The sequence below is a fragment of the Salinibacterium sp. NSLL17 genome, assembly GCF_015864935.1.
In the GTDB taxonomy this organism is placed as follows: domain Bacteria; phylum Actinomycetota; class Actinomycetes; order Actinomycetales; family Microbacteriaceae; genus Rhodoglobus.
In genome coordinates this window covers 1,799,732-1,823,168 of the sequence record NZ_JADYWH010000001.1, presented here as the reverse complement: position 1 = coordinate 1,823,168, position 23,437 = coordinate 1,799,732, and the positions used below count along the sequence as shown (strand labels likewise).

Genomic DNA, 23,437 nt, shown 5'->3' with positions numbered 1-23,437 from the left:
CTCGTCGGCCCGCTGGCTTAGGCTGGATTTCGAAAGAATTCGGAGTGTCTTTGGCTGCCAATAACGACTCGTTTGTGCATTTGCACGTTCATAGTGAGTACTCGATGCTCGACGGAGCGGCTCGCGTCGGTCCGCTCTTGGATGCCGCTGTTGAGCAGGGCATGCCCGCGATCGCCATCACTGACCATGGCAACATGTTCGGCGCTTACGACTTCTGGAAACAGGCGACAGCCCGCGGCATCAAGCCCATTATCGGCACAGAGGCATACGTCACCCCTGGCACGTCGCGAAGAGATAAGACGCGGGTGCGTTGGGGCGGTAGCCACCAGACGCGTGATGACGTCGGTGGTAGTGGTGCTTACACCCACATGACATTGCTTGCCCAGAACAACGAAGGCATGCACAACCTCTTTCGGCTGTCGTCACGAGCATCTATTGAAGGTTTTTATTTCAAGCCTCGAATGGACCGCGAACTTCTGAGCGAGTACTCCAAGGGCATTACCGCCACAACCGGCTGTGTCGGTGGCGAAGTTCAGACGAAGCTCCGCCTTGGCCTGTACGACGAGGCGAAAATAGCCGCGGCTGAGTTCCAAGACATTTTCGGCAAAGAAAACTTCTTCGCTGAAATCATGGATCATGGCATCGATATCGAGCGCCGCACAATGCTCGATCTTCTGAAGCTCGCTAAAGAGCTCGATATGCCTCTGCTCGCGACGAACGACTTGCATTACACGCATGCTCACGATGCCACGGCACACGCCGCGCTCCTGTGCGTGCAGTCGGCATCAACGCTCGACGACCCGAACCGTTTCAAGTTCGATTCGAGCGAGTTTTACCTTAAAACGGCTGCTGAAATGCGGTCGCTGTTCCGCGAACATCCTGAAGCCTGCGACAACACGCTGCTTATTGCCGAACGCAGTGAGATCAGCTTCGAAGGCCGCGACCTCATGCCACGTTTCCCTGTTCCCGAAGGGGAGACCGAGGCGACCTGGTTCGAAAAAGAGGTCGCCCGTGGCATGAACAAACGGTTCAACAACGCACCGTCTGACGCGCACCTCGCCCAGGCGAAGTACGAGGTCGATGTCATTCAACAGATGGGGTTTCCCGGCTACTTCTTGGTGGTCGCAGACTTCATCGAATGGGCAAAGTCCCAGGGCATCCGCGTCGGACCAGGGCGTGGATCCGCCGCCGGCTCGATGGCGTCCTATGCCGTGGGCATCACAGAACTTGACCCTCTTGCGCACGGGCTAATCTTCGAGCGCTTCCTCAATCCCGAGCGTGTGTCGATGCCCGACGTCGACGTCGACTTTGACGACCGGCGCCGCGGCGAAGTCATCCGCTATGTCACCGACAAGTATGGTGACGACCGGGTTGCGCAGATCGTTACCTACGGAACGATTAAAGCCAAGCAAGCTCTTAAAGACTCCGCTCGCGTGCTCGGAATGCCGTACTCGGTCGGTGAGAAGCTGACGAAGGCGATGCCTCCCGCCATCATGGGAAAGGATATTTCCCTCGGCGATGTGCGCAATAAAGATGCGGCACGGTACAAAGAAGCCGCCGACATCCGGGGCATTCTCGATACGGACCATGAAGCGGCGAAGGTCTTCGAAACCGCTGTTGGCCTCGAGGGACTCAAGCGCCAGTGGGGCGTGCACGCCGCCGGCGTTGTGCTGTCTGCAGAGCCATTGCTCGATGTGCTTCCCATCATGCGTCGTGAAGATGACGGCGCTATCATTACCCAGTTTGATCAGCCGCCGTTGGAGAGCCTCGGCCTGATCAAGATGGACTTCTTGGGTCTTCGTAACCTCACGGTGATCGAAGATGCTCTCAAAATGATCGCCGCCAATACTGGTTCACCCTTGATCATTGAAGACCTCGATCTCGATGCCGACCAGAAGACGTACGATTTGCTGGCGCGAGGCGACACTCTAGGGGTGTTCCAGCTTGATGGCGGCCCCATGCGAGCGCTGCTCAAGCAGCTGAAACCCACCAACTTCGAAGACATCTCGGCTGTAATCGCGCTGTACCGCCCGGGTCCTATGGGCATGAACTCCCACACCAAGTACGCGCTGCGTAAGAACGGCTTGGAAGGGATCGATGCGATCCACCCCGAGCTTGAAGAGCCGCTGAAAGAAATTCTCGGCACGACCTTCGGCCTCATCGTGTACCAAGAGCAAGTGATGTCTGTGGCGCAAAAGGTCGCAGGCTTCACTCTGGGTCAAGCCGACGTTTTGCGTCGCGCAATGGGTAAGAAGAAGAAGGAAGAACTCGACAAGCAGTTCATCGGCTTCGAAACCGGAATGCTCGACAACGGCTTCAGTAAAGAGGCCGTAAAGGTCCTCTGGGAAACCCTGATGCCCTTTGCCGACTACGCCTTCAACAAGGCGCACAGCGCCGGCTATGGCGTGCTCAGCTACTGGACGGCGTATCTCAAGGCGAACTATCCCGCCGAATACATGGCAGCGCTGTTGACGAGTGTTGGTGACTCCAAAGACAAGCTGGGCATGTACCTGAGCGAGTGCCGCCGCATGGGCATCAAGGTTCTGGCGCCAGACGTTAACGAGTCGACGGTGAACTTCACCGCTGTGGCTGGCGACATCCGATTCGGTCTCGGAGCAGTGCGCAACGTGGGCGCTGCGGTTGTGGAGCAAATCGTTCGAGCGCGCACTGAAAAGGAGCGCTTCGAATCGTTCCACGATTTCTTGCGGAAGGTATCGATCCAAGTCGCCAACAAGCGCACGGTCGAGTCTCTGATCAAGTCGGGAGCCTTCGATTCGCTCGGGGCGACCCGTCGTGGCCTGTTGGAGATTCACGAAGACGCGTGCGATTCAGCCGTCAGCCTCAAACGAAACGAAGCCAACGGTCAAGTAGACCTCTTCGGCGGAATCTTCGATTTCAACGAAGACGAGGATGGCGTTCCCGAGCGGCCGGAGTGGTCGAAGCGCGACAAGCTCGCGTTTGAGCGCGAAATGCTTGGCCTGTATGTTTCTGATCACCCGCTATCGGGTCTTGAGATTCAGCTGGCGAAGCATCAAGACTTCACCATCACTGAGGTGCTTTCGGGCGACGTGGTCGCGGATGGCGAGCATGTTTCGATCGCCGGGTTGGTGACGAGTGTGCAACATCGGGTAGCCCGCAATAGCGGTAACCAGTACGGAATCGTCACCGTCGAAGACTTCGGCGGCGAAATCGACGTCATGTTCTTGGGCAAGACCTATCAAGAATTTGCGCCCGGGCTGGTCAATGACTCCATCGTCGTGGTTCGCGGTCGCGCGAGTGCTCGCGACGATGGCATGAACCTGCACGCAGTGAGCATGTTCTCGCCCGATCTAGGTGCGAGTTTGGGTTCTGGGCCGATCGTACTGACGCTAAAAGAACAGCGAGCCACGACCGAGGTTGTTTCGGGACTTGGCGAGGTCCTCATCCGTCATTCCGGAAACATCGAGGTGCGATTACGCCTCGTGCGTGACGATGTTGCGCGGGTCTTTGAACTCCCGTATCGGGTGAAAGTTTCGGCAGATCTTTACGGAGAGTTGAAGTCGCTGCTTGGCCCAGGCTGCCTCGGCTAGGACTGCACGAAACGCGTTAGCGCTGCTCGTCGTCCGTGAGCTCGACGGGACGCATATAAGTGCGTTCGTGGTAGAGCAATGCTTCGTCTTCGGTGCCAAGGGTGCCGTGGTCGATTTCGACGACGACAACCGCATTGTTATGCACGGGATGCACTTCAATGATGTGTCCGATCGCGATCGCGGTCGCTTCCTCAAGCAGCGGGAGGCCGTGTTCGCCTGGGCTCCAGTGGTCGCCCACAAATCGCAGGTCATGATCGGCCGCCATCTTCTCGGCCAGATGACGGCTTCGCGGGCCGAGCATGTGGATAGCAACTCTGTTGCCGACGGTGATGGCAGGCCAAGAACTGGAGACTTGAGCCATGTTGAAGGTGGCTAGCGGTGGCACGGCAGCAAGCGAGGCGAGAGACGTGGCGGTGAAGCCGACAGGGTGGCCGTCGGGCGCGAGCGAAGTGATCACTGCGACGCCGGCTGCGTGTCGTCTGAAGGCGCCTTTGAAGGCGTCGATTCCGTCTGCTACTTCTGAATTTTCCATGTGCTTGCTACAACCCTAATTGGAGTAGGCGCATTCCTTGCAGATAACGAACTAGCATGGTTGAGCTATGTCGCTGAATACTATTGATCTTCGGTCCGCCGCTTTGAGTCGTGCGGAACTCACTCGTGTCATCCCTCGCGCCCAAATGGACGTGTCTGTTGCGTCTGCCGCGGCCATCCAACTGATTGAGGATGTACGCGAACACGGCGAGCAAGCGTTGCTCGATCAAGCAGAGCGCCTTGATGGGGTGCTTCCTGAGCGCGTACGAATTCACGCGGATGAGATCACTCGCGCCACGCGGGCGCTCCAACCTGCCGTACGCGAGGCTCTCGAACTCGCAATCGACCGAGTGCGCACTGCGAGCAAAGCGCAGGTGCCGCCCGCGATGATGACTCAGTTGGGCGACGGCGCCGAGATTATTCAGCGCTGGCAGCCTGTCAACCGGGTCGGTCTCTACGTTCCTGGCGGCAAGGCCGTGTACCCGTCGAGTGTGATCATGAACGTCGTTCCGGCGCAGGTCGCTGGTGTCTCTTCCGTGGCCTTGGCCTCTCCGCCTCAACGAGCGTTTGGGGGAGCAGTTCACCCGACGATCCTCGGCGCCGCCGGTCTTCTTGGCGTCGATGAGGTCTACGCGATGGGCGGTGCCGGTGCGATTGGCGCGTTTGCCTATGGCGTTCAGGAGTTGGGGCTCGACCCTGTTGACATCATCACTGGTCCGGGAAATGTCTACGTAGCGGCGGCGAAACGTGCCGTTCGTGGTGTGGTTGGCATCGATTCCGAGGCCGGCCCTACCGAGATTTTGATTATCGCTGATGGTTCTGCTGATCCGCGCCTCGTTGCTGCCGACTTGCTGAGTCAAGCAGAGCACGATGAACTTGCGGCCGCCGTGCTTGTTACAGACTCAGAAGAACTTGCGGATGCCGTTCGCACGCACCTGGCCGAGCAGCTTGCCGTGACGCCGCACTCCGTTCGCGCGAGCGCCGCTCTCGACGGCCAGCAATCAGCGATCGTCCTCGTGAGCGATATGGCAGCCGCTGCCGCGCTCAGCAATGCGTATGGCCCGGAGCACCTCGAGATTCAGACGGAAGAGTCTGGTGCCGTGCTCGACATGATCGATAACGCCGGAGCAATTTTCTTGGGTGATCAGTCACCCGTGAGCTTGGGGGACTACCTCGCTGGCTCAAATCACGTGCTTCCTACAGGCGGTCAATCTCGCTTCTCTTCCGGGCTCGGGGCGTATACCTTCCTTCGCCCGCAGCAGATCATTCGCTACAGCCACGACGCTCTCCGCGAGCTGGAGCCGCACATTGCGGCGTTGAGTTCTGCTGAGGATCTTCCTGCCCACGGTTCGGCCGTGAGTGAACGATTCCGCGACCGCTAAGCGGGTACTCTTAAGGCACTATGTATTGCCCTTTTTGTAGGCATCCTGACAGCAGGGTTGTTGATTCGCGCACCAGCGATGATGGTCTTTCGATCCGTCGTCGTCGGCAGTGCCCCGAGTGCGGTCGCCGTTTCTCGACCACCGAGACCGCTTCGTTGAACGTCATCAAACGCAACGGTGTTGTCGAGTCCTTTAGCCGCGAGAAGATCGTGAGCGGCGTGCGCAAGGCGTGCCAGGGGCGCCCGGTCACGGATACTGACCTCGCAGTGTTGGCGCAGAAGGTTGAAGAGGCCATTCGTGCGACAGGCGCTGCTCAGATTGATGCCAACGAGATCGGCCTAGCGATTCTTTCGCCGCTGCGCGATCTCGACGAGGTCGCCTACTTGCGTTTCGCGAGCGTTTATCAGGCGTTTGACTCGCTCGACGATTTCGATGCTGCTATTAGCCAACTGCGGTTGGATCACGGCACCGCTTCTAACTAAACCATCCGGTTTCGCTGTTTCCCGCCTTCTATCGCTGAGAGCACCGTTAGCTATGTACGACTTCTTTTTCCGCACTGTTCTCAAACGACTTGACCCTGAGTTTGCTCATTCGCTGGCCTTTTCGGTGATCAAGGTGCTTCCGGTGATTGGTGTGGGCACGCTACTGCAGCGTCCGGTGGATCCTGCGCTTCAGGTGAAAGCTCTGGGGCTGACCTTTGATTCACCGTTCGGTGTCGCAGCAGGCTTCGATAAGTCGGGTTCCGGCATCCACGGGCTCGGACAATTGGGCTTCAGCCATGTTGAAGTCGGCACGATTACGGCGTTACCGCAGCCTGGCAACCCCAAGCCGCGGTTGTTTCGGCTTGTTGCCGACCGCGGAGTTATCAACCGCATGGGCTTCAATAATGCGGGGGCGTCCAAAGCCTCGATGGTGATTGAGCGCGCTCGTAAACGCCCGGGGCGTCCGATCATCGGCATCAACATCGGCAAGTCGCGAGTTGTTGCCGTCGAGGACGCCGTTGCGGACTACCTCTCGAGCACTCGTGCCCTCGCGCCGCTCGCAGACTACTTAGTGGTGAACGTCAGTTCCCCCAATACTCCGGGGCTACGTGGCCTTCAGGAGATCGACAAGCTCAAGCCGCTGTTGGTTGCGGTCAAGTCGGCTGCTGGCCAGACTCCCGTGCTGGTCAAGATTGCCCCTGATGTTTCGGATGACGAGGCTCGGGCCATTGCTCAGCTTGCGGTCGACGAACTCGACGGCATCATCGCCACGAACACGACCCTGTCGCGTGAGGGCCTTGCGACCCCTGTCGACGTCGTTGAGGCCGCCGGAGCCGGGGGAGTGTCGGGCAAGCCTGTCGCTGCTCGCTCGCTCGAGCTTTTGCGCGTAATTCGCGCCGTTGTTCCCGCCGATTTCTGTGTGATTTCAGTGGGCGGCGTCGAAACGGCTGCGGATGTCGCTGAGCGTCTCCGCGAGGGAGCGACGCTCGTTCAGGGCTACACAGGCTTCATTTATCGCGGCCCGTTGTGGGCGCGCTCAATCAATCGCGGTCTCTCGAAACTGTTTCGCGCAGAGAACGCTGCATAGCCGATTCCCTAAGGAACCGGCCGGCGTCGTGACTAGCTCGGGAACTGGCCGCGCTTCACCTGAGGCTTCGGCAAACGCATGATGCGCAGCTGAAGCGAACGCATCGCAGCGTACCAGCGCACGCGCTCGGCGCGAGACTCACCAAATTTGGCGTTGATCAGTTTGCGCAAGCGCAGTCCGAGTAGAACGGCGTCGATTGCGGCGATGATGAAGAAGCCCCACAGGAAGAGCAAGCCGAGGGCTTGAATCGTGGGGTCGTTGATGAACGTGAGGATAATCACGGCGAACATCACGGGGACAAGCAACTCGCCCACGTTAAAGCGCGCGTCTACGTAGTCGCGCACGAAACGCTTCTGCGGACCGCGGTCGCGGATCGGCAGGTATTTTTCTTCACCGTTCGCCATACCTACGCGAGCTCGTTCGCGTTCGACCTGCATTTGGGCCCGAGCCGTACGCTTAGCTTCTTTGCGGTCGTTGGAGACCAGCGGGCGAAGGTTTGCGGCCTCACGTTCTTTGCGCGTGGGGGTGGGACGTCCTTTGCCGGAACTGACGCTGTCGTTCGCGTCGGAGTTCTCAGGATTGGGAGTGTTTTCGGTCGAAGATGTTTTTGCCACGGGGTTCCTTGCGTTGGTGTCAATCTAAGATTACTCGTATGACTCACACGCCGCAGCCGACGTCAGCGTCGACGACTCCCGATCCTTTGCTCGTTGCTCTAACTGAGGCTGTTGATGGCGCTTTACCGGCCACGATTGCGGAGTTGTCAACGTTGGTTCGCATCCCTTCAGTGTCATGGGATGGCTTCGATGCAGATCAGGTCGCTCGCAGTGCTGAAGCTGCGCGAGCGTTGATCGACGGCATTGGAATTTTCGACACCGTTGAGCTGGCTCAGGCGCCGATCGATGGCGACACGCTCGGGCATCCGGCTGTGCTTGCTACGCGCAAGGCGAAGAACGGAAAGCCCACCATTCTCTTGTATGCGCACCACGATGTGCAGCCTCCCGGTCAGGATGCCGATTGGGATTCGCCTCCCTTCGAGCCGACAGTGCGCGGTGATCGTCTCTACGGTCGCGGCGCGGCTGATGACAAGGCGGGGATCATGGCGCATGTTGCGGCGATCCGCGCTTTCGTCGACACCGTTGGGCCCGACTTTGATCTCGGCCTTGTTGCTTTCTTCGAGGGCGAAGAGGAGTTCGGTTCGCGGTCGTTTGCTAACTTCATCGTCGAGAACCGCGACAAGCTCGCGGCTGATGTGATCGTGGTTGCTGACTCCGACAATTGGGATGTGAACACGCCGTCGCTCACGGTCGGCCTCCGTGGCAACGTGACCTTCAAGCTGAAGGTGTCCACGTTGGCGCACGCCTCTCACTCGGGAATGTTCGGGGGAGCGGTTCCGGATGCGATGCTTGCGACCATCAAACTGCTGGCGACCCTTCACGACGAGAACGGTGCTGTCGCTGTTCAGGGGTTGACGAGTCGTGAATCCGAGACTCCGGAGTTCAGTGAAGAAAAACTTCGTCACGAGGCAGGGTTGCTTGAGGGCGTCACCTCAGTGGGTTCGGGAAGTGTGCTGAGTCGATTGTGGGACAAGCCGGCCATCACTGTTACCGGGATCGATGCGCCTAGCGTCCAGAACGCGTCAAACACGTTGGTGCCCACTGTCACAGTCAAGGTGAGTGCACGAATTGCCCCTGGACAGGATGCGGATGACGCGTTCGAAGCGCTTCGCAGCCACCTCGAATCCCACGCGCCCTTCGGTGCGCATCTCGAAATTTCCGACGTCGACACGGGTAGCCCTTTCCTCGTCGATACGAGCGGGTGGGCTGTAGACGTCGTGAAGTCAGCCATGCGCGAGGCGTGGGGAAACGAACCGCTTGAGACTGGAATTGGCGGCTCTATTCCGTTCATTTCGGATCTTGTCGAAGTTTTTCCTGAAGCCCAGATTCTTGTGACTGGAGTCGAAGATCCCGAGTCGCGGGCGCACAGCCCCAACGAGTCGCTTCACCTTGGCGTTTTCAAGCGGGCTATCCTCACGGAGGCGCTGCTGCTCGCAAAGTTGGAACGTCGGGCGTAGAATTACGTCATGACTGATTCCGCTGTTGAAACTGACACCCACGGTGTTGCACTGACTGAGGCTGCCTCGAACAAGGTTCGTAGCCTCATGTCGCAAGAGGGGCGCGATGACTTGCGTCTTCGGCTTGCCGTTCAGCCGGGCGGATGCTCGGGACTCATCTATCAGCTCTACTTCGACGAGCGCTTCCTCGACGGCGACGTGAGTCGTGACTTCGGTGAGGGTGTCGAGGTAGTCGTCGACAAAATGAGTGTTCCGTACCTCGACGGTGCGAGCATCGATTTTGAAGACACCATCGAGAAGCAGGGGTTCACTATTGACAACCCCAACGCCGAGGGCAGTTGTGCCTGTGGCGACAGTTTCCACTAATTTCATAGCAATTTTTTGAGAAGGTGCGCCGATTCGGTGCACCTTTTCGCTTGTGCGGGGCGAGCCGGTAATCACTACCCCCTCTCGCTGCATATACACTGGAAAGGTATTAGTCCGTGTTCTTCGAGAGGTCACAGGTGCGCTCTAACCGCCGAATTCGATTGGCAGCGATTCCACTCGCTCTGGTTACGATGTTGGTCCTGACCGGCTGTACTCAGGACCAGTTGCAGGGATATTTGCCAGGAAGTCCAGACACCACCAACCACACGAGTAGCGTGATTGGCCTCTGGGTCACATCGTGGATCGTTCTGCTGGTCGTTGGTGTCATCACCTGGGGCCTCATCATCTGGGCAGCGGTTGTGTACCGCCGTCGTCGCGGACAGACCGGTCTTCCGGTCCAGCTCCGTTACAACATGCCGATTGAGATCTTCTACACGGTTGTACCGCTCATCTTGGTTCTGGGCTTCTTCGCCTTCACCGCGCGTGACCAGGCGGCTATTGAAGCTGTTGAAGTTAACCCGGATGTTCAGATTGAGGTCATTGGAAAGCGCTGGGCGTGGGACTTCAACTACATTGACGAAAACGTCTACAGCCCCGGTGTTCAAGCAGACTTCAACCCGGATGGAACCATCAACGTTGACTCGTTGCCCCAACTGGTTCTCCCTGTCGACAAGAAGGTCGAGATCAAGGTTGAGGCGCGCGACGTCGCTCACTCGTTCTGGGTCGTGGACTTCTTGTACAAGAAGGACATGCTGCCAGGCAAGACCAACTACATGTACTTCATCCCCACCAAGGAAGGCACCTATCAGGGCAAGTGCGCTGAGCTGTGTGGTGAATACCACTCGCTCATGCTCTTCACTGTGAAGGTCGTCTCCGAGGCTGAGTACGAGGACTACATTGACGCCCAGCGTGCTGCTGGCTTCGAGGGTCAACTCGGTCTCGATTACAACGTCAACCAGAACTTGCCCGGCAACGGCAGCAGCGACGAGGAATAGGGCTCATGAGCGTCGAACGTAAGGGCAACGTCTTGGTGAACTGGATCACCTCGACCGACCACAAAACAATCGGGTACATGTACCTGATCACTTCTTTCTTCTACTTCCTTCTCGGCGGTGTGATGGCGCTTGTCATCCGCGCCCAGCTCTTTGAGCCGGGACTGTCGATCGTGGCAACGGGTGAGCAGTACAACCAGTTGTTCACCATGCACGGCACGATCATGTTGCTGATGTTTGCTACCCCGTTGTTTGCTGGGTTCGCGAACGTACTCATGCCGCTTCAGATCGGTGCTCCCGACGTTGCCTTCCCGCGACTGAACGCATTCGCCTACTGGCTCTACAGCTTCGGTTCGCTGATTGCTGTCGCTGGATTCCTCACCCCGCAGGGCGCGGCATCATTCGGTTGGTTCGCCTACGCACCGCTTTCCAGCACCACGTTCTCCCCGGGAATCGGTGGAAACCTCTGGGTATTCGGTCTCGCGATGAGCGGTTTCGGCACCATCTTGGGTGGCGTGAACTTCATCACGACGATCATCACGATGCGCGCTCCTGGCATGACGATGTTCCGCATGCCGATCTTCACGTGGAACACCCTCGTGACGTCGCTGCTGATTCTGATGGCGTTCCCCGTTTTGGCCGCGGCCATGTTTGGTCTCGGTGCTGACCGGGTGTTCGACGCTCATATCTATGACCCCGCCAATGGTGGAGTGCTGTTGTGGCAGCATCTCTTCTGGTTCTTCGGCCACCCCGAGGTGTACATCATTGCGCTTCCGTTCTTCGGAATCGTCTCTGAAGTATTCCCGGTCTTCAGCCGCAAGCCGATCTTCGGGTACACCACTCTGGTCTACGCAACAATCTCGATTGCTGCGCTGTCCGTAACGGTGTGGGCTCACCACATGTACGTCACGGGCTCTGTGTTGCTCCCGTTCTTCTCTCTGATGACAATGCTTATCGCAGTGCCTACAGGGGTGAAGATCTTCAACTGGGTTGGCACAATGTGGCGGGGCTCCATCACGTTCGAGACGCCCATGCTCTGGGCTATTGGCTTCCTCGTGACCTTCACTTTCGGTGGACTCACCGGTGTTATCCTCGCTAGCCCGCCGCTCGACTTCCACGTCTCTGACACGTACTTCGTTGTGGCTCACTTCCACTACGTCGTATTTGGAACCGTCGTGTTCGCCATGTTCAGCGGTTTCTACTTCTGGTGGCCCAAGTGGACCGGCAAGATGCTCAACGAGCGTCTCGGCAAGATTCACTTCTGGTTGCTTTTCATCGGCTTCCACATGACGTTCCTCATCCAGCACTGGGCCGGTGTAGTCGCGCTTCCGCGTCGTTACCGCACCTATCTTGCTGAAGATGGTGTTACGTGGATGAACCAGGTGTCAACCATCGGTGCGTTCATCCTCGCAGTGTCGATGATCCCGTTCCTCTTCAACGTGTACATGACCACGCGCAAGGCGCCTAAGGTCACTGTCAACGACCCATGGGGCTACGGACGCTCGCTCGAGTGGGCCACAAGCTGCCCGCCTCCGCGACACAACTTCACGTCGATCCCACGAATTCGTTCAGAATCTCCGGCATTCGACCTCAACCACCCCGAAGCGGGTATCCCTGTTGGCATCGGTCCAGGCAAGGATGCGCCTGACGCACCGGTCTACGACCTCGCAGACGAGAAGGTGAAGTAACCGATGAATGCAAACGTCAAGCTCTACTGGATTCTGACCGTCTTCTTCCTTCTCCTCTCAGGGCTGTACACGGTGTGGTCGCTACTGGACGCAAGTCACCAGCGCATCGAGTGGGTGGGCACCATTGCTCTCCTGCTGAGCGGACTCCTGTTCCTGCTCATCGGTTTCTACCTGAGCAAGGTGCACGCAGCTCAGGGCGGCGAACTCGCTGAGGATCGCCTCGACGCCAATATCGAAGATGGCGACGCCGAGCAAGGGCACTACAGCCCGTGGAGCTGGTGGCCGATCGTTCTCGCCGGCGCTGCTTCGCTCGTGTTCTTGGGCGTTGCCATTGGAGCCTGGATTGCATTCATCGGCGGAGGTATCCTCGTCGTTAGCCTCGTAGGGTGGACGTATGAGTACTACCGCGGATACTTCGCCCGCTAAGTCGGTGCAGATTCGCCCTGCCACCGCCAACGACGCTGCCTCAGTGTTCGAGTTGCTCAAGCAACTCGGAACTGAGTACGCACCGGACCGGTCGGCATTTGACTCCGCATTTGTACATGCTGTCGATGACCGGGCGACAACGCTCCTCCTCGTTGCCGAGAAATCGGAAGGTGCCGTCGTCGGCTACGCTTTTGCGACGATCGCCCACCTGCTGCACACCAACGGCAGCTCCGCTCAACTACAGGAGCTTGTCGTCGATAGCACTGTTCAGAGCACCGGAATCGGTACGCGACTGGTGGAAGCTGTCGAGGCCGTATGTCTCGAGCGCGGCGTGCGCCAGCTCACGGTGCCCAGCCGCGGCTCTGCAGACTTCTTTGAGCGCATCGGCTACATGTCGACGGCGGACTTTCTCAAGCGCGTCTTTTAGTAACTCCACGGGACTCCAGCGTCCCTAACTGCGTCCGCGCCGTCTTTTGCTTCCGTGGAATTCTGTGCCCGGATCACTGTTGGGTGTTGGGTGTTGGGGCTCAGGATGCTCACGGGGCGACGAGACGGTGGAATCGGCGTCGCGGCTGGCCACACATGCCACGTCAATAGGCAACTAGGGGCTGCAGAGGGTTGCTTCCGCGCTGCGCCGAGGCCCGTGGTGCCGTGCCGTATCCCCGGTCGGGCCGTGCCAGGCCGTGGTGCGAGGACAGGCCAGGCGGCCAGGCCAGGCCATGCGATGCTGCCTGCTGTGTCGAACCGTGTCGGGTTGCGCCAGGCCGTGCAGTAGTGCGAGGCCGTGCCAGGCCGTGCCAGGCCGTGCCACGCCGTGCCGTGCCAGGCCGTGCCGTGCCGTGCCGTGCCAGGCCGTGCCGTGCCAGGCCGTGCCCAGTTCCCTGTGTGCCGCACTCTGCGTCTGCGCGTGTGGGAGCGATGCGGCACGCGTGCGCTGACGACAGGGGAAATCCAGCCCCGGCTACCGAGGTGTCCGTTCGGCGCCAGAGCGTTTCTGGCGTCGCGGACTAATCGCGTCGCGGATTGACCGCATGGACAATCAGATGGCGTCTCCGAAGCTGTTCGTCGAGCTAGTTAGCAACCACACGGGTGGAGCAGTCCCGCACTCCGGTAGTCCGGCGGCCTGGCTGAGCAGTGTTGAGCCGCCGTCGCCGGCCATGGCGTGAGCGGGCCGGCGCACGGTGACGTGTGGTGAGCGGACGCATATTGGCCCGCGGTGGGGGAGCAGCCGGCGCGGCATCCGAGTGCCTAAACGAGTGTGGGCCCCGCCGAAATGAATTCGGCGAGGCCCACAGCAGTCGTAGCGGGGAGCAGCTTTAGTGGTGCTCATCCTTGGACTGTTCGATTTCCTTCTGCGAGACCGGCGCGATGCGGTCTTCGAAGAACCAGCGAGACACTGACGCACGGAACTTCTGTCCGACGGTGATGCGGCCTTGAGCATCCGGACGCACCATGAGCGGCTTGTAGTCGTCGTAGCTGACGAGCTTCCACAGTTCGTAGTCGTCGAGCTGCTCGTGCACCTCAATGTATTCACCGTGCGGCAGGCGCACAATACGACCCGACTCGTAACCGTGAAGAGCGATCTCGCGGTCCTTCTTCTGGAGCCCGATGCACACACGCTTCGTGAGGAAGTACGCAATGATCGGCCCGAAGATAAGGAGAGCCTGGCAGGAGTGGATAACGCCTTCGATAGATAACTTGAAGTGAGTTGCTATGAGGTCAGAGCTCGCGGCGGCCCAGAGGACTGCGTAGAACGTGACGCCGGCTGCACCGATAGCGGTACGGGTCGGAGCGTTACGGGGACGGTCAGCGATGTGGTGCTCACGCTTGTCGCCCGTAACCCACGCCTCGATGAAGGGGTAGAAGGCCACGATGGCAATGAAGAGTCCCAGAATCACCAGCGGCGCGATGATGTTGAACGACCACGTGAAGCCGAACCACTCGGTTTCCCACCCTGGCGGAACGAGTCGGAGAGCGCCGTCGGCGAATCCGATGTACCAGTCAGGTTGAGTACCTGCCGAAACAGGGGAGGGGTCGTAGGGGCCGTAGACCCACACGGGGTTGATCGAGAACGTGGATGCGATCAGCGTGATGACACCGAAGATGATGAAGAAGAATCCACCAGCCTTCGCAGCGAAGCCAGGCATGACGGGCGAACCGACGACGTTGTCGTTGGTGCGACCGGGGCCAGCGAACTGGGTGTGCTTGTTGATCACGAGCAGCAGCATGTGAATACCGATCGCAGCGATGATGATCGCCGGCAGCAGCATGATGTGCAGGATGTACAAGCGACTGACGATGTCAACGCCGGGGAACTCTCCACCAAACAGCAGGTAAGAGATCCACGTGCCGATGACCGGGATTCCCTTGACCATTCCGTCGATGATGCGCAGACCGTTACCGGAAAGCAGGTCGTCGGGGAGCGAGTAGCCGGTGAAGCCCTCTGCCATGGCGAGTACGAAGAGTACGAAGCCGATGAACCAGTTGATCTCACGCGGCTTGCGGAACGCGCCAGTGAAGTACACGCGGAGCATGTGCAGACCGATCGAGGCCACGAACAGAAGCGCTGCCCAGTGGTGGATCTGGCGCATCAAGAGTCCGCCGCGGATGTCGAAGGAGATGTCGAGCGTCGACGCCATGGCGGCCGACATTTCGATTCCCTTGAGCGGTGCGTAAGAACCCTCGTAGTGGACTTCAACCATCGATGCTTCGAAGAAGAACGTCAGGAACGTTCCCGAAAGAAGAATCACGATGAAGCTGTAGAGAGCAACCTCTCCGAGCATGAACGACCAGTGGTCGGGGAAGATCTTTCGACCTACCTCTTTGACGAGCCCAGAAATGCTGGTGCGCTCGTCAATGTAGTTGGCTGCAGCTCCCGTGAAACGCTGTCCGCGTGTCTTGGGCTGTGCGTCCTGGGTGGGGGTGGTTGTCATAGCTTGCGCTCCCAGAAGCTTGGTCCGATGGGCTCAGTGAAGTCGCTCTTAGCGATGAGGTAGCCCTCTGAGTCGACCGTGATCGGCAATTGCGGAAGTGGACGCTTCGCTGGGCCGAAGATCACGGCTGCTTCGCGCTTGATGTCGAACTGTGATTGGTGGCACGGGCACAGCAAGTGATGCGTCTGCTGTTCGTAGAGTGCCACCGGGCATCCAACGTGGGTGCAAATTTTGGAGTAAGCGACGATGCCGTCGTAGTTCCAGTCTTCGCGACCCTCCGAGACCTCGAGGTCTTCAGGCTTGAGGCGAACGAGGAGAACGGAGGCTTTCGCCTTCTCCTCGATGCGGTGCTCAGAGTCGTTGAGGCCTTCAGGGATCACTTGGAAGGCTGAACCAATGGTGAGGTCCGATGCCTTGATGGGGGTTCCGCTGGGGTCACGCGTCAAGCGCATGCCCTCTTCCCAGAAAGTGTGCTTGAGAAGAGCTACCGGGTCGTCAGCCGGAGCTAAGTCACGGAACAGCACGATCGCGGGAAGCGGGGTGACAACGAGGGCACCGATGAGGGAGCGACGCAACAGGGTGCGACGGCCAAATCCGGAGTCTTTGTTGCCGAGAGTGAACACCTCGACGGCTTTGGCGCGAGTTTCTTCGCTGCCTCGCGTGCCGTGGCGCTGCTCAACAAGGTCGTGACCCTGCATAAGAGCCTTGGACCAGTGAACGGCACCGATGCCGATACCGAGCAGCCCCAGTGTTATGCCGAGACCCAGGAACAGGGTGTTGTTACGCACCGACTGCATATTTCCTGGCTCAATCGGGAACACGAAGTAAGCGACAACGGCAAGCACACTTCCCACGATGGAAAGGAGGAACAGCGTCGAAACGTGGCGTTCCTGTTGCTTGTCGACCTTGGGGTCGAGATCCGTTACGCGGGGGCGATGCGGGGGAAACCCAGGGTTGGGCACCTCGTCGGTTGCGACGACGGCGGTACCTGCGCTGTGCGCAGGAGCCCCGTGCTGCTCGACGTCCTTACCCGCAGCGGTGCTGCCGGCGGTATCGCCGTGGTCGTCTGCCATTCTTATCCCTTCAACCGTCCGCTGTACAGCGGTCGCTAACTAGTTTGATTTAGCCGTGAGCCAGACCGTGATTGCCACGATCGCGCCAAGGCCGAAGATCCAGATGAACAGTCCCTCAGAAACGGGGCCAAGTGATCCAAGCGTGAATCCACCAACAGAGGGCGTCTCATCGAGGTACTTGAGGTACGTGATGATGTCGGCCTTTTCTTCAGGCGTGAGGTTGGTGTCGTTGAACACGGGCATGTTCTGCGGGCCGGTGAGCATTGCCTCGTAGGCGTGCTTTGGAGTTACATCAGCCAGCGCCGGAGCAAACTTACCCTCGGTGAGTGCTCCACCGGCACCAGCAACGTTGTGGCACATTGCGCAGTTGATGCGGAAGAGCTCAGCACCGTTTGATACATCAGCGTCACCCGTGAGGTACATGTCGGCGGGAATTGCGGGGCCGGGGCCCTGCGATGCGACGTAAACGGAGAGAGCCTGGATCTGCTCCTCAGTGAACTGCACGGGCTTTACTTCACCCTGCGGTCCGGAGAACGCGAGGGGCATGCGACCCGTTCCCACTTGGAAGTCAGTCGCCGCGGCGCCTACACCGATGAGGGTGGGGCCTTGAGTCGTGCCCTCGAGATCGAGACCGTGACACGTTGCACAGTTTGCAGCGAAGAGCTTTCCGCCTTCTTCGACAAGAGCTTCGGCGGATGCGCTGGTCTCTGCCGTTGCACTCGAGGTGAACAGCGCGTACGCGCCGCCCGTTCCCAGGAGACCGACGAGCAGGAGGGCTACAGTCGCAAGAGGATGGCGTCGACCGACAGGTTGTGACCTGCGTGACGCGCGAGCTGCCTTGGTGGCCATTACGTCTATTCCGTTTCTTATTTGAGCACGTAGATGATGAGGAAGAGGCCAATCCACACTACGTCGACAAAGTGCCAGTAGTAGGAAACAACGATTGCGCTCGTTGCCTCTTTGTGTCCGAAGCTCTTGACGGCGAATCCGCGACCAAGAACCAGCAAGAAGGCGATGAGGCCACCGGCGACGTGGAGTCCGTGGAATCCGGTGGTGATGTAGAAGGCCGAGCCGTAGGAGTCGCTCGAGAGGCTCACGTGCTCAGAAACCAGCGTGGCGTACTCGAAAACCTGACCGGTTACGAAGACAGCACCCATGGAGTAGGTAAGGAAGAACCATTCCGTCATGCCCCACTTGCGCATGTCGAAGAGCTTGCCTGTGCGACGCACTTGCATGCGCTCAGCGGCGAAGACGCCGAACTGGCACGTGACCGACGAGAGCACGAGGATGATCGTGATCGTGGTCGCAAATGGCACATTGAGCTTGGCGGTCTGCTCCGCCCACAATTCGGGGGACGTCGACTTCAGAGTGAAGTAGATGGCGAAAAGGCCGGCGAAGAACATCACCTCGCTACCAAGCCAAACGATGGTACCGACCGCAACAGTGTTCGGTCGCTGGACAGACTGGGCTCCAAGAGAGCGGTTGAGGGCAGCTGTGGTCACGTATCTATTATGGCTGATAACTCGGCGTTAGTTTTTCAATCCCCGGCCTGTCGGTTCAGGATCGGTAGGATTTCACTCATGTCTTCATCCCCAACTTGGCCAGAAATCCTTACGACGCTTGTTTCCCGCACCGATTTGTCGATTAGTCAGGCTGAGTGGGCGATGAAATCCGTGATGAACGGAGAAGCAACATCCGCTCAATTAGCAGCGATGTTGATCGCCCTACGCATCAAGGGCGAGACCGTTGACGAGATTGTTGGTTTTCGCGATGCTGCGTTGGCCAGCGCCGTGCCGTTGCCCGTGGATCCCATGGCGTTGGACATCGTCGGTACCGGTGGCGACCCCTACGGCGCCGTGCTGAACATCTCATCCGTTGCCTCGATCATCGCGGCAGCGGGGGACGTGCCAGTGATTAAGCACGGCAATCGTGCCGCGAGCAGCAAGAGCGGAGCATCCGATGTTCTGAGCGCGCTGGGGCTCAAGCTGGATCTCACGCCCGAGCGAGTAGCCGAAGTGCTAGACGAGGTGGGCATCACGTTCGTTTACGCTGCGCTGTTCCACCCCGGTTTTGCACACGCTGGCCCGACACGGCGCGAGCTAGGAATCCCGACGCTGTTCAACATTCTTGGTCCGCTCTGCAACCCCGCCCGCCCGCAAGCCTCGGCGGTCGGTGTCGGCAGCCGCGAACGTGTCAGTCTCCTCGTCGGAGTGTTCCAGACTCGCGGAGCGACGGCGCTGGTTTACCGCGGTGACGATGGAATCGACAAACTGACCACCACGGGTCACAGTCACGTCTGGGAAGTGTCGCGCGGTTTCGTTACCGAACACGATCTTGACCCGCTGGAGTTGGGTATCCCGCGGGCGCCGATCGAGGCGCTACTGGGCAAAGACCCCGAGTACAACGCCCAGGTCATCCGCTCGATTCTCGCTGGCGAAAAGTCGCCGGCGCGTGACGTGGTGTTGCTGAACGCCGCGGCAGGCTTCGCCTCGTTCGAGCTGGCGAAGGATCCCGAGCAGAGTCAGCGTCCGCTGCTGGCGCGCTTGAAAGAACAACTTGAGCGCGCCGAGCACGTCGTGGATTCAGGGCTTGCCGCGAGCAAGCTCGACGAGTGGGTCGCTGCCACCAACCGCTAGAACCGCCTAGTCGGTGTCTTCGTTGACCCAATCCAGAGTTTTCGTGATGGCCTTCTTCCAATTGCGGATGAGGCGCTCACGTTCGGCATCGTCCATCGTCGGTTCCCACCGCTCGCCCTCGCTCCAGCGATCGCGCAGCTCATCGAGGCCACTCCAATAGTCGACCGCAAGGCCCGCAGCGTAGGCAGCGCCCAATGCTGTCGTCTCTGCGACCTCAGGTCGGATGACCGGCATGTTGAGGATGTCCGCTTGAAATTGCATGAGCGCGGAGTTGGCGACCATGCCGCCATCCACTCGCAGTTCAGTCATCGCAACGTCGGCATCCGCATTGGCTGCTTCGATCACGTCGCTGGTTTGGAACGCTGTGGCTTCAAGCGCGGCACGAGCAATGTGACCCTTGTTGGCAAAACGAGTGAGGCCGAGAATGGCGCCCCGGGCATCCGGACGCCAATGAGGCGCAAAGAGACCGGAGAACGCGGGCACGAAATAAACGCCGCCATTGTCGTCGACTGACGCGGCGAGAGTCTCAACCTCTTCAGACCGAGAGATGATGCCGAGATTGTCACGCAGCCACTGAATGAGTGAACCCGTCACGGCAATCGAGCCTTCGATGGCGTAGCGGGGTGCATCATCGCCGAGCTGATAGGCGAGCGTCGTGATGAGGCCGTTTTCGGAATGCACGATGTCAGTGCCCGTGTTGGTCAGCAGAAAGTTGCCTGTGCCGTAAGTATTTTTCGATTCGCCGGCGTCGAACGCAGCCTGCCCGAAGGTCGCGGCCTGCTGGTCGCCCAAAATGCCAGCAACGGGCACCTCGCGCAGCAAACTCGACGTGGAAACGGTGCCGTAGACCTCGGAAGAACTGCGGATGTCGGGCATGAGCGACGCAGGAATGCCCAGCTCGGAAAGGATGTCGTCGCTCCACGTGCGGGTTTCGAGATCCATGAGCAGCGTGCGGCTCGCATTAGTGACGTCGGTGGCGTGAACTCCGCCGTCAGGCCCACCGGTGAGATTCCACAGAAGCCAGGTGTCGGGGGTTCCGAAGGCAAGCTCGCCCGCCTCGGCACGCTCACGAACTCCGTCGACGTTCTCGAGCATCCACACAATTTTGGATGCTGAAAAATAGGTGGCGAGGGGCAGCCCGGTGATCTTTTTAAACTTGTTGGTGTCGCCGTCCGCAATGTGATCGATGATCGCCTGGGTGCGGGTGTCTTGCCAGACGATGGCGTTGTAGACGGGCTTGCCGGTCGCGCGGTCCCAGATGATGGCCGTTTCGCGCTGATTAGTGATGCCGACAGCGGCAATGCTGTGGCGCGTGACGTTCGCTTTGGAGAGCGCCTGACCAATTACTTCTCGAGTGTTGTTCCAAATTTGGGCGGCATCGTGCTCGACCCAACCCGCTTTCGGGAAAATCTGGTCATGCTCAAGCTGGCCAGAGGTGACCGGCTTGCCATCGTGATCGAAGATGATCGCACGGGTGCTGGTGGTGCCCTGATCGATCGAGAGTATGTAGTTCACCGGTTCTCCTTGGTTCTCACTCATTAGACGGCATCAACGTAAAGCCAGGCGCCATTTTCGCGCAGAAATCTGCTGTTCTCGTGTTGCTGGTCGGCTCCGCCATCGAAGCGATAGTGGGCCCGAAACTCGACAGTACCCGCCGTGTCGAACATGCTGCCGCCCGTGCGCGCGACGATATCGAGACGGTACCAGCGCACATCCGGATCAAGCTCCAGCGTTGTCGGGCGGGTAGACGAATGCCAGGTCTTCAGGAGGTAATCGGTTTCGCCACGCACGTAGGCGCTATAGCGCGAACGCATCAGCCGTTCAGCGGTGGGGGCCAGTGCCTCACCGCGATGGAAGCGGCCGCAACAATCGTCGTAGGTTTCGGACGATTGGCACGGGCATGCGTTCATCCCCCCAGCGTAACTAGTTGCCGTGCAGTGCGCTTCTCTCGCGGCGGCTCAACCGTGTTTCGCCGGGACGCAACAATGGTCGGTCGCTCAGAGAAGCGGCCGACCATCGTTGCAGTGCTGAGCGTTAGCTGTGTCCTATCGGAAGGCGGCGTTCGAAGAGGCGGCCGCGGATAGATTCTGGTTCGATCAGGATGTAGACAAATGACTCGATGGGAACCCAATCGGGGAGGGTCTTCAGCGCCTGAGCAGTCACCTGAGATGCATCGTCAAGAACCGTTGCCAGCCCTCTGACTACGACGCTCCACACGTCGTCGGGAGTCTTCACATCGACTTCAAAAGCCACATGCATGTTCTCGGTGAGCTCGTGAAGTTTTGAGCCTGACGCAGTGCGAAACAGGATCGTCTTCTTGTCGCAGTAGTAGTTGACCGGGAAGATATCCGGCCGCCCATCATTGCTCAGAGCGAGATGACCGAAGCTCTTGCTGGCAAGCAGATCCAGACTTGCCTGATCGGACAACTCGACGACCGGTCCCTGTGGAGACCAGCCGGCCTCCGTCATGTCATGAGACATTGCTGACCTCCGGACGAACAATGATCTTCACGGCGGTCTCCTTGTGATCGATAAGGGTCATGAAGCCCTCGTCGATGAGCTTGTCGAGATGAATCCGACCGGTGATGAACGGTTCAAGATTGACCTTGCCATCCTGAACGAGCTTGATGGTTGCAGGGTGGTCGTGGGCGTAGGCAATCGTGCCGCGCAGGTCAATCTCTTTGAGTACGAGCTTTTGCATATCGAGTTGCGCCGGGTGACCCCAGATGGAGACGTTCACAATTACGCCAGTCGGCTTCACCGCATCAAAAAGCTGGTCGAGTACGGCGTTGATGCTCGAGCACTCGAATGCGACGTCGGCGCCGACTCCATTGGTCAATTCCATGACTCTGGCTACGGCATCCTCGACGCTGGGGTCGATGACGTGATCGGCAACTCCGGTGGAGGTCGCCATTTCGCGGCGCGCTGTGCCTGGCTCAGACATGACGACGGTGATTCCCTCGGCGGAGAGCACGGCGGCGAGCAGAAGACCGATGGGGCCACCGCCACCGATGAACGCGACATCTCCGGCTTTAGCGCCACTGCGCACGAACGCGTGATGGCCGACAGCAAGGGGTTCGATGAGCGCGGCCTGATCGAGGGGGATGTCACCGATCGGGTGAACCCAGCGACGTTCGACGACGATCTTTTCACTCAAGCCACCGCCCCCACCAGCCAGCCCGATGAAGCCCATTTTGGTGCAGAGGTTGTAGTTGCCGGCGCGACAGGGGGCGCACTCGCCGCACACAAAGTACGGCTCCACGACAACGTTCTCTCCGACCGTGAGGTCGGTGACCCCTTCGCCAAGAGCAGTTATTGTTCCCGAGAATTCGTGACCCATAGTCACGGGAACTTCTTCGTGAGTCAGTGGGTGCGGATGCCCCGCTGCTGGGATAAAGATCGGGCCTTCGAGATATTCGTGAAGGTCTGTGCCGCAGATGCCGCACCACGCGACATCAATAGCGACTGCGCCGGGCCGAAGCTCTGGTTCCGGAATGTCATCGATGCGGATGTCTTTGCGTCCGTGGAAACGTGCTGCCTTCATGATTTTCTTCTTTCTCCTGAGCGATTAAGGGTTGGTTGTCAGTTGCAAGGTCGAATTGCTAAACGAGCCACGGCATTTTCTGCACAATGCTGAGGCGCTTCCACGCCCGGCCAACGCCCCAGGTATCCCCGGCTGACAGAACAGCGATGGTGATGAGTGCGAGGGCGTAGATGATGTGGTAATCCACCAGCGGGTTAGTGGAGCCGGCGTTCGCGGCGAACGGCCACTCCGCCAGATACATCAGGAGCATCATGATGGTTCCGGCGACGGCACTGATGCGTAGGCCTATGCCCAGCATCACTGCGACACCGATTCCGATCATCCCAAGCATAAAAAGAATGTCGGAGGCGGGGCTCGCGATTGCGGCAAACGCCGGTTTTAGAGGGCCGACAACCGCGTCACCGGTCAAGAAACCCTGACTCGGGCCGCCCCCATTGATCCATGCTCGTTCGGCCGGGGTAGAAAAACCGAGCCCGAAGGTCTTATCGAGGAACGCCCACAGGAAGAGGAATCCTGTGGCAAGGCGCAACGCTGCCAGAACGCGACGACCGGTGACGGAGATTACGAGATCGCTCTCGAGTGCCACCGCCTTCGGCGTCTCGTGGAGCGATTTAGTGGGGGCGGTGGCTGGGCGTGTAGTCATCGTCGTGCTCCTTC

The 23,437-nt window shown here is 59.2% G+C and carries 22 protein-coding genes; 11 read left to right on the top strand and 11 right to left on the bottom strand.

Annotated elements, in window-relative coordinates; translation table 11 throughout:
- The first annotated feature begins 50 nt into the window (after positions 1-50).
- Complete coding sequence (gene dnaE, locus I6E51_RS08855; RefSeq protein ID WP_197107106.1) at positions 51-3,569, top strand: DNA polymerase III subunit alpha; 3,519 nt, start codon at positions 51-53, stop codon at positions 3,567-3,569.
- 16 nt (positions 3,570-3,585) lie between these two features.
- Here dnaE and I6E51_RS08850 read toward each other — a convergent pair whose 3' ends face one another.
- The gene (locus I6E51_RS08850; protein WP_197109998.1) at positions 3,586-4,101 is read right to left on the bottom strand and encodes a flavin reductase family protein; all 516 of its coding nucleotides are present in this window, start codon (positions 4,099-4,101) and stop codon (positions 3,586-3,588) included.
- Positions 4,102-4,168: 67 nt separating this feature from the next.
- Here I6E51_RS08850 and hisD point away from each other — a divergent pair, with 67 nt between their 5' ends.
- From hisD to I6E51_RS08835, 3 genes are read left to right on the top strand one after another with little or no spacing between them, the layout of a single operon-like run.
- Complete coding sequence (gene hisD / locus I6E51_RS08845; protein ID WP_197109997.1) at positions 4,169-5,482, top strand: histidinol dehydrogenase; 1,314 nt, start codon at positions 4,169-4,171, stop codon at positions 5,480-5,482.
- Between the two features lie 20 nt (positions 5,483-5,502).
- Complete coding sequence (gene nrdR / locus I6E51_RS08840) at positions 5,503-5,964, top strand: transcriptional regulator NrdR (protein ID WP_197105535.1); 462 nt, start codon at positions 5,503-5,505, stop codon at positions 5,962-5,964.
- A 52-nt stretch (positions 5,965-6,016) separates the two neighbouring features.
- Positions 6,017-7,051, top strand: a complete 1,035-nt coding sequence (locus tag I6E51_RS08835) for a quinone-dependent dihydroorotate dehydrogenase (protein WP_197105536.1) — start codon at positions 6,017-6,019, stop codon at positions 7,049-7,051.
- 32 nt (positions 7,052-7,083) lie between these two features.
- On the opposite strand, the gene I6E51_RS08830 is transcribed toward I6E51_RS08835, so the two are convergent.
- Entirely contained in the window at positions 7,084-7,665 is a 582-nt protein-coding gene (locus I6E51_RS08830; protein ID WP_197105537.1) for a DUF3043 domain-containing protein, read from the bottom strand.
- A gap of 38 nt (positions 7,666-7,703) precedes the next feature.
- On the opposite strand from I6E51_RS08830, the gene I6E51_RS08825 reads away from it, so the two are divergent.
- The 6 genes from I6E51_RS08825 (at position 7,704) to I6E51_RS08800 (ending at position 13,021) form a co-directional block, all read left to right on the top strand.
- Complete coding sequence (locus tag I6E51_RS08825) at positions 7,704-9,122, top strand: dipeptidase (protein WP_197109996.1); 1,419 nt, start codon at positions 7,704-7,706, stop codon at positions 9,120-9,122.
- 9 nt (positions 9,123-9,131) lie between these two features.
- Positions 9,132-9,488: an iron-sulfur cluster assembly accessory protein gene (locus I6E51_RS08820; RefSeq protein WP_197105539.1), complete on the top strand. Its 357-nt coding sequence runs from the start codon at positions 9,132-9,134 to the stop codon at positions 9,486-9,488.
- Positions 9,489-9,604: 116 nt separating this feature from the next.
- A complete protein-coding gene (gene coxB, locus I6E51_RS08815) occupies positions 9,605-10,483 on the top strand; it encodes a cytochrome c oxidase subunit II (protein WP_197105540.1) in 879 nt (292 codons plus the stop codon).
- 5 nt (positions 10,484-10,488) lie between these two features.
- Positions 10,489-12,168 carry a cytochrome c oxidase subunit I gene (gene ctaD / locus I6E51_RS08810; RefSeq protein WP_197105541.1) on the top strand — a complete coding sequence of 560 codons (1,680 nt, stop codon included), beginning with the start codon at positions 10,489-10,491 and terminating at the stop codon, positions 12,166-12,168.
- Between the two features lie 3 nt (positions 12,169-12,171).
- Entirely contained in the window at positions 12,172-12,594 is a 423-nt protein-coding gene (locus I6E51_RS08805; RefSeq protein WP_197105542.1) for a cytochrome c oxidase subunit 4, read from the top strand.
- Entirely contained in the window at positions 12,563-13,021 is a 459-nt protein-coding gene (locus I6E51_RS08800; RefSeq protein ID WP_231599704.1) for a GNAT family N-acetyltransferase, read from the top strand. The genes I6E51_RS08805 and I6E51_RS08800 overlap by 32 nt, the downstream gene beginning before the upstream one ends.
- A gap of 889 nt (positions 13,022-13,910) precedes the next feature.
- On the opposite strand, the gene I6E51_RS08795 is transcribed toward I6E51_RS08800, so the two are convergent.
- Genes I6E51_RS08795 through I6E51_RS08780 form a run of 4 tightly spaced genes read right to left on the bottom strand, consistent with a single transcriptional unit; the run spans position 13,911 to position 18,102 of the window.
- Positions 13,911-15,527: a ubiquinol-cytochrome c reductase cytochrome b subunit gene (locus tag I6E51_RS08795; protein WP_197105545.1), complete on the bottom strand. Its 1,617-nt coding sequence runs from the start codon at positions 15,525-15,527 to the stop codon at positions 13,911-13,913.
- The gene (locus tag I6E51_RS08790; protein ID WP_197105546.1) at positions 15,524-16,600 is read right to left on the bottom strand and encodes a ubiquinol-cytochrome c reductase iron-sulfur subunit; all 1,077 of its coding nucleotides are present in this window, start codon (positions 16,598-16,600) and stop codon (positions 15,524-15,526) included. Before I6E51_RS08790 ends, I6E51_RS08795 begins: the two co-directional genes overlap by 4 nt.
- 39 nt (positions 16,601-16,639) lie before the next feature.
- A complete protein-coding gene (locus tag I6E51_RS08785; protein ID WP_197105547.1) occupies positions 16,640-17,449 on the bottom strand; it encodes a c-type cytochrome in 810 nt (269 codons plus the stop codon).
- Between the two features lie 17 nt (positions 17,450-17,466).
- Positions 17,467-18,102, bottom strand: a complete 636-nt coding sequence (locus I6E51_RS08780; protein ID WP_197105548.1) for a heme-copper oxidase subunit III — start codon at positions 18,100-18,102, stop codon at positions 17,467-17,469.
- A gap of 78 nt (positions 18,103-18,180) precedes the next feature.
- On the opposite strand from I6E51_RS08780, the gene trpD reads away from it, so the two are divergent.
- Positions 18,181-19,236, top strand: a complete 1,056-nt coding sequence (gene trpD / locus I6E51_RS08775) for an anthranilate phosphoribosyltransferase (protein ID WP_197109995.1) — start codon at positions 18,181-18,183, stop codon at positions 19,234-19,236.
- A 6-nt stretch (positions 19,237-19,242) separates the two neighbouring features.
- Here the strand turns inward: trpD and glpK are convergent, their stop codons facing one another.
- The 5 genes from glpK to I6E51_RS08750 all read right to left on the bottom strand — a co-directional run bounded on the left by glpK (position 19,243) and on the right by I6E51_RS08750 (position 23,423).
- Positions 19,243-20,751, bottom strand: coding sequence for a glycerol kinase GlpK (gene glpK, locus I6E51_RS08770; protein ID WP_197109994.1), 1,509 nt, complete (start codon positions 20,749-20,751; stop codon positions 19,243-19,245).
- Positions 20,752-20,774: 23 nt separating this feature from the next.
- Positions 20,775-21,146 (bottom strand): YchJ family protein, encoded by a 372-nt coding sequence (locus tag I6E51_RS08765; protein ID WP_197109993.1) that lies wholly within the window; start codon positions 21,144-21,146, stop codon positions 20,775-20,777.
- Positions 21,147-21,270: 124 nt separating this feature from the next.
- Positions 21,271-21,717 carry a pyridoxamine 5'-phosphate oxidase family protein gene (locus I6E51_RS08760; RefSeq protein ID WP_197105552.1) on the bottom strand — a complete coding sequence of 149 codons (447 nt, stop codon included), beginning with the start codon at positions 21,715-21,717 and terminating at the stop codon, positions 21,271-21,273.
- Complete coding sequence (locus I6E51_RS08755) at positions 21,707-22,780, bottom strand: 2,3-butanediol dehydrogenase (RefSeq protein WP_197109992.1); 1,074 nt, start codon at positions 22,778-22,780, stop codon at positions 21,707-21,709. Before I6E51_RS08755 ends, I6E51_RS08760 begins: the two co-directional genes overlap by 11 nt.
- Before the next feature lie 58 nt (positions 22,781-22,838).
- Positions 22,839-23,423: a DoxX family protein gene (locus tag I6E51_RS08750; protein ID WP_197109991.1), complete on the bottom strand. Its 585-nt coding sequence runs from the start codon at positions 23,421-23,423 to the stop codon at positions 22,839-22,841.
- Positions 23,424-23,437: the final 14 nt, after the last annotated feature.

Coding starts and splice junctions, on each gene's coding strand:
- I6E51_RS08850 (WP_197109998.1), bottom strand. CDS start 4,101: ATGGAAAATTCAGAAGTAGCAGACGGAATCGACGCCTTCAAAGGCGCC.
- hisD (WP_197109997.1), top strand. CDS start 4,169: ATGTCGCTGAATACTATTGATCTTCGGTCCGCCGCTTTGAGTCGTGCG.
- nrdR (WP_197105535.1), top strand. CDS start 5,503: ATGTATTGCCCTTTTTGTAGGCATCCTGACAGCAGGGTTGTTGATTCG.
- I6E51_RS08835 (WP_197105536.1), top strand. CDS start 6,017: ATGTACGACTTCTTTTTCCGCACTGTTCTCAAACGACTTGACCCTGAG.
- I6E51_RS08825 (WP_197109996.1), top strand. CDS start 7,704: ATGACTCACACGCCGCAGCCGACGTCAGCGTCGACGACTCCCGATCCT.
- I6E51_RS08820 (WP_197105539.1), top strand. CDS start 9,132: ATGACTGATTCCGCTGTTGAAACTGACACCCACGGTGTTGCACTGACT.
- ctaD (WP_197105541.1), top strand. CDS start 10,489: ATGAGCGTCGAACGTAAGGGCAACGTCTTGGTGAACTGGATCACCTCG.
- I6E51_RS08805 (WP_197105542.1), top strand. CDS start 12,172: ATGAATGCAAACGTCAAGCTCTACTGGATTCTGACCGTCTTCTTCCTT.
- I6E51_RS08800 (WP_231599704.1), top strand. CDS start 12,563: ATGAGTACTACCGCGGATACTTCGCCCGCTAAGTCGGTGCAGATTCGC.
- I6E51_RS08795 (WP_197105545.1), bottom strand. CDS start 15,527: ATGACAACCACCCCCACCCAGGACGCACAGCCCAAGACACGCGGACAG.
- I6E51_RS08790 (WP_197105546.1), bottom strand. CDS start 16,600: ATGGCAGACGACCACGGCGATACCGCCGGCAGCACCGCTGCGGGTAAG.
- I6E51_RS08785 (WP_197105547.1), bottom strand. CDS start 17,449: ATGGCCACCAAGGCAGCTCGCGCGTCACGCAGGTCACAACCTGTCGGT.
- trpD (WP_197109995.1), top strand. CDS start 18,181: ATGTCTTCATCCCCAACTTGGCCAGAAATCCTTACGACGCTTGTTTCC.
- I6E51_RS08765 (WP_197109993.1), bottom strand. CDS start 21,146: ATGAACGCATGCCCGTGCCAATCGTCCGAAACCTACGACGATTGTTGC.
- I6E51_RS08760 (WP_197105552.1), bottom strand. CDS start 21,717: ATGTCTCATGACATGACGGAGGCCGGCTGGTCTCCACAGGGACCGGTC.
- I6E51_RS08755 (WP_197109992.1), bottom strand. CDS start 22,780: ATGAAGGCAGCACGTTTCCACGGACGCAAAGACATCCGCATCGATGAC.
- I6E51_RS08750 (WP_197109991.1), bottom strand. CDS start 23,423: ATGACTACACGCCCAGCCACCGCCCCCACTAAATCGCTCCACGAGACG.